This window comes from Actinomyces sp. MRS3W (assembly GCF_032465695.1).
In the GTDB taxonomy this organism is placed as follows: domain Bacteria; phylum Actinomycetota; class Actinomycetes; order Actinomycetales; family Actinomycetaceae; genus Actinomyces.
In genome coordinates, this window is record NZ_JAWDJJ010000006.1 from 1 (window position 1) to 4,943 (window position 4,943).

4 protein-coding genes and 1 pseudogene are annotated in these 4,943 nt (G+C 72.3%); 4 read left to right on the top strand and 1 reads right to left on the bottom strand.

From position 1 onward, the window contains the following. The 4 genes and pseudogenes from RWX45_RS00090 to RWX45_RS00105 all read left to right on the top strand — a co-directional run. Positions 1-779: pseudogene (locus RWX45_RS00090) on the top strand (glycerol kinase); the annotation flags it as partial. An 11-nt stretch (positions 780-790) separates the two neighbouring features. Continuing rightward, positions 791-3,127 carry an ATP-dependent DNA helicase RecG gene (locus tag RWX45_RS00095; protein ID WP_316021764.1) on the top strand — a complete coding sequence of 779 codons (2,337 nt, stop codon included), beginning with the start codon at positions 791-793 and terminating at the stop codon, positions 3,125-3,127. Between the two features lie 92 nt (positions 3,128-3,219). Then, the gene (locus RWX45_RS00100) at positions 3,220-3,471 is read left to right on the top strand and encodes a type II toxin-antitoxin system prevent-host-death family antitoxin (RefSeq protein ID WP_316021765.1); all 252 of its coding nucleotides are present in this window, start codon (positions 3,220-3,222) and stop codon (positions 3,469-3,471) included. A 9-nt stretch (positions 3,472-3,480) separates the two neighbouring features. Continuing rightward, on the top strand, positions 3,481-3,735 hold the full coding sequence (locus tag RWX45_RS00105; RefSeq protein WP_316021766.1) for a Txe/YoeB family addiction module toxin: 255 nt from the start codon (positions 3,481-3,483) through the stop codon (positions 3,733-3,735). 45 nt (positions 3,736-3,780) lie between these two features. Here RWX45_RS00105 and rsmD read toward each other — a convergent pair whose 3' ends face one another. Beyond that, entirely contained in the window at positions 3,781-4,362 is a 582-nt protein-coding gene (gene rsmD, locus RWX45_RS00110) for a 16S rRNA (guanine(966)-N(2))-methyltransferase RsmD (RefSeq protein ID WP_316021767.1), read from the bottom strand. Positions 4,363-4,943 lie beyond the last annotated feature (581 nt).

Genomic DNA, 4,943 nt, shown 5'->3' on the forward strand with positions numbered 1-4,943 from the left:
CCACCGCCGATGGCCGCGTCGTCTCCTTCGAACGGCTGGCCGCCCGCCGTGCCGGCGCCGCGTCGCCGGTCGGCCCGGACCGCGATTCGCACACGGGCCCGCACACGCCCGCCCGCCCGAACCGGCAGGGCGTCGGCATCATCGCCTGCACCCGCGCCCCTGGCCTCATTGAGCAGTTCGCTCGCACCGGCGCCGTCGTGGTCCTGAGTCCGGAGCGCGACGGCATCGTCCGCGCCGCCGGCGACCTCGGCGTCGCCCAGGCCATTGTCCTGCCCTGCGACCCGCAGGCCGCCGCCAGCGCCCACGAGGCCGCCCGCTTCCTCGCCGCCCGCTCCGCCGTCTCCAGCGTGCGCGGCGCCGGGGAGGGTGAGGCCACCCGTACCGTGCCCGACGGCGTGCGCCTGCTGGTGTGCGACACCGACGACGAGGCGCGGGTCCTGGCTGCCGCCGTCGCGGTGGCCGGACAGGGCGAGCATGCCGAACTCGGGGAACTGGCCACCCGCGCCGGAAGCGTCGCCGCCGCGGTGCGCACCCAGGCCCTCAGCGGCCCGGACGCCGAGGCCGACGCTGTCGCCGCCGCGCTGATGGCGGCACTGCGTCCCGACGACGAACTCGTCACCGTCATCCTCGGCCGCGAGGCACTGCCCGACGTCGGCGCCCTGGCCGCCGCGGCCGTCGCCCGCTACGCCGAGCAGCAGGGCCTCAGCCCCGACGCCATCGAGGTCGTCCTCCACGCCGGCGGCCAGGCCGCCCCCGACGTCCTGCTCGCCATCGGCTAAGGGGAGGCCGCATGACCCCCACCCGCTCCTCCCGGCGCGGCACCGTGCCCCTGCTCGACCGCCCGCTGAGTCGCTTCCTGACCAAGACCACTGCCGCCCACTTGGCCAAGCAGGGGGTGACCACGGTGAGGGGCCTGCTACGACTGTTCCCCCGCCGCTACGACACCTGGGGCGACCTGACCGATCTGCGCACCCTGGTCGATGGCGAGCAGGCCACCATTCAGGCCCAGGTGGTGCGCTCGGCCGCCCGCCGCACGCGCTCCGGGCGCCCGCCCGCCCTGCTGGAGGCCACTGTCACCGACGGCACCGCCTCCATGGACGTCGTCCTGTTCGGCAACGTCGGCCTCGTCCACCATTACGCCGAGCAACTCGCCCCCGGCACCACCGTGCTGCTGCACGGCAAGGTCAGCACACGTCGCGGCCGCCGCCAGCTGGCCGGCCCCCGCTTCCAGGTCCTGGACGACCTCGACGACGCCGAACGCGAGGCCCTGCTCGCCCGCCCCCTGCCCATTTACCCGGCCACCGAGGCCATGCCGTCCTGGGTGGTGGCCAAGGCGGTGCGCAAGGTTCTCGGTGAGGTCACCGCCGCCGATGTGCCCGACCCGTTGCCGCAGGAGGTCCGCCGTGCCGACCGGCTCATCGACGCCTACACCGCCTACCGCTGGATCCACACCCCGGAGGAGACCTCCCAGTGGCGCGACGCCCGCCGCCGCCTGCGCCACGAGGAGGCCTTCGTGCTGCAGGCGGCCCTGGTACAGCGGCGCGTCCAGCACGCGGCCGAGCACACCGCCGTCGCCTGGCCGCTGCCCGGGGAGGACTCCCTGCTGGCGGACCTGGACTCGGCGCTGCCATACACCCTGACGGCCGGGCAGGTGCGCGTGGGCAGCCAGCTCGCCGACGCCCTCAACTCCACCGTTCCCATGCAGGTGCTGCTGCAGGGCGACGTCGGCGCCGGCAAGACCCTGGTGGCGCTGCGCGCCATGCTGCAGGTGGTCGGCGCGGGCGGGCAGGCGGCCCTGCTGGCCCCCACCGAGGTGCTGGCCACCCAGCACCGCGCCTCCCTGGAGGCGCTGCTCGGCCCGCTGGCACGCTCGGGCATGCTCGACGGCGCCGAGCGCGCCACCCGCGTGCGCCTGCTGACCGGCTCCACCCCGGCCGCGGAGCGGCGACAGCTGCTCGCCGACCTGGCCGGCGGTGAACCCGCCATCGTCGTGGGCACCCACGCCCTGCTGTCCCAAACCGTGCAGATTCCGTTCCTGGGGCTGGTCGTCGTCGACGAGCAGCACCGCTTCGGGGTGGCGCAGCGCGACGCCCTGCGCGAGCGCGGCGGCGTCACCGACCCGGCCACCGGAGCCCAGCGCACCCCCCACCTGCTGGTCATGACCGCCACCCCCATCCCGCGCACCATCGCCATGACCATCTTCGGGGACCTGGATACCGCCATGCTGGACGAGCTGCCCGCCGGACGCCGCCCCATCACCACCCACCTGGTGCCCTGGGAGCGCGAGACGTGGGTGGCGGGCATCTGGAATCGCGCCGCCAAGGAAATCGCTGCGGGCGGGCGCGTGTACGTGGTGTGTCCGCGCATCGACGCCACTGAGAACGCCCCCGAGAACGCCTCCGACGCCCGGGCAGCGCACGCAGGCGGGATGCAGCCGGACCCCGATGTCCCCGACGCCCTGCTGGATGAGTCCGGGGACCTCCTGGAGGAGTCGCAGGAGGCGCCGGATCGGCCGCTGGCCGCGGTGAACGAATGGACCGAGCGCCTGGCCGCCGAGCCGGCGCTTGCGGGTGCGGGGATCGGCAGCCTGACCGGTCGCATGACCGGTGCCGAGAAGGACGCCGCCATGGCGGACTTCGCCTCGGGGCGCACCCGGGTGCTGGTATCCACCACCGTCATTGAGGTGGGGGTGGACGTTCCCGAGGCCTCCATGATGGTGATCCTCGACGCCGATCGTTTCGGTCTGTCCCAGCTGCACCAGCTGCGCGGGCGCGTGGGCCGCGGCGAGCGCGAGTCGGTGTGCATCGCCGTAACCGGGGTCGAGGTCGGCACCACCGCCTACCACCGGCTGCGGGCCTTCGCCGACACCAACGACGGCTTCGCCCTGGCCGAGGCTGACCTGGAGCTGCGCAGCGAGGGCAATGTGCTCGGCGCCGCCCAGTCGGGCCGCCGCAGCGACCTGGACCTGCTGCGCGTGACCCGCGACGGCGCCCTCATCGCCCAGGCCCGAGCCCAGGCGGAGGCGCTCATCGCCGCCGACCCGACGCTGGCCGAACACCGCGCGCTCGCGGCCGCCATCGCCGACCGGCTGGACGAGGAGTCCGAGGCCTACCTCGAGCGTTCCTGAGGGGCGGGCCAGATACGCGGAAGACAAGCGGCTCTGGTCGCCAGCAGGCCAAACCGGTACCATAAACATGTACAAGTCATCTGGAGGCTGTCATGTCGATCAGTGCCACCGAGGCACGTCGCACCCTGTTCCCGCTCATCGAGCGGGTGAACGCGGACCGCGACGCCGTCGAAATCGTTTCCCGACACGGCAATGCCGTGCTGATGTCTGCCGACGAGTATTCGGCGTGGCAGGAGACCGCCTACCTGTTCCGCTCGCCTGAGAACGCGCGCCGGCTCCTCAACTCCTATGAGCGTGCCCGAGCCGGTCACGTTGAGGTCCATGAACTGGACTTCGAGGACTGAGACGAGCGCATGCGGCTCGCCTGGGAGCGCTCCGCCTGGGAGGACTACTGCTACTGGCAGACAACCGACCGGCGCATGGTGAAGCGCATTAACGCGCTCATTGCCGCCGCGCTGCGCGATCCCTTCACCGGCATCGGCAAACCCGAACAGCTCAAATACGGCGCGAGCGGAGCCTGGTCGCGTCGCATCACCGCCGAGCACCGTCTGGTCTACCTGGTTGACGGCGATGACCTCGTCGTCCTGCAGGCCCGCTATCACTATTGACTCCAGTGGCTACATGGCCATCAAGTAAGCGGATCAAATAAGCGCTCATTGCGGCGCCCGGGCGTCGGCGTCCGGCTCGGCGAACCACACGGTGGTCTCCCCATACTTGCGCGAGGAGAAGCAGGTCAGGCCCGCGGGCCAGGTGGGTTCGGGGGAGCGTGAGGACCGCTCCACCACGACCACTGCCCTGGGCGTCAGCCACGGATCCTCCCGGCGGGTCAGCGGCGCCAGCATGGCGGCCAGAGCCGCCTCATCGACGTCGTAGGGCGGGTCGAGCATGACCAACTCCACCGGGGCCCCGGCCGGCCCGGCGAGGAAGGATTCCACCTTGGCCGTCACCGTCCGCACCCCCTTGAGCCCCAGCGCGCGCGCATTCGCCGTACATACTTTCGTGGCCGCGCGGGAGGAGTCCACCAGGGTCACGTCGGTGGCGCCGCGGCTGGCCGCCTCCAGGCCCAGCGCGCCAGAGCCGGCGCACAGGTCCAACACCCTCGCCCCGGTGATGACCCCGTAGTGCTCGAGCCTGCCGAACAGGGCCTCGCGCACCCGCTCGGAGGTGGGGCGGGTGCCGGCGGGGGGCACGGTGAGGCGGCGCCCGCCGGCCGCCCCGGCAACGATCCTGGTCATGCGGGCGAGCCTACGCGTCCGCCCCCGAGCCGTGCAGCACCTTGAGTCGGCCGGGCGCGTGCACCGGGCGCCTCTCCAATGCGAGGTGAGAGCGACGTCGTCGCCCCGGCCGCCGCCGGACGGTTCGGCAGTTCGGCCGACGGTTCGGCACTTCACAGCAACAGTTCGGCACTTCGCTCGACGGTTCGGCACCCGGGCTGCCGAACCGTCGGCCTACGTGCCGAAGCGTCTACCCGAAGGTACGAACCGTCCGGCCAAGTGCCGAACCGTCGTTCTCAAAGGAACTCACCGTCAGCACTTCACGTTGAACCCACTCACCGCGGCAACCGCACCTGCTCCGCAACCCGCACACCACGCGGCACAACCAACCACTCCCTCAAACTCGGAATGGTGCAACCACCACCAGACACCGCGCCCTGCTGCCCCATCGACCGGGTCTGGCCACGTCATTTGTGCCGGTTTCGGCATGTCATTTGTGCCGGTTTCGGCACGTTACAAGTGCCGGTTTCGGTGAAGGGGCGGCACGGCGCGTGCCAGCGCCACCGGCACACCCGGCCCGCACCGGCCCCCCGGTGCTCCTC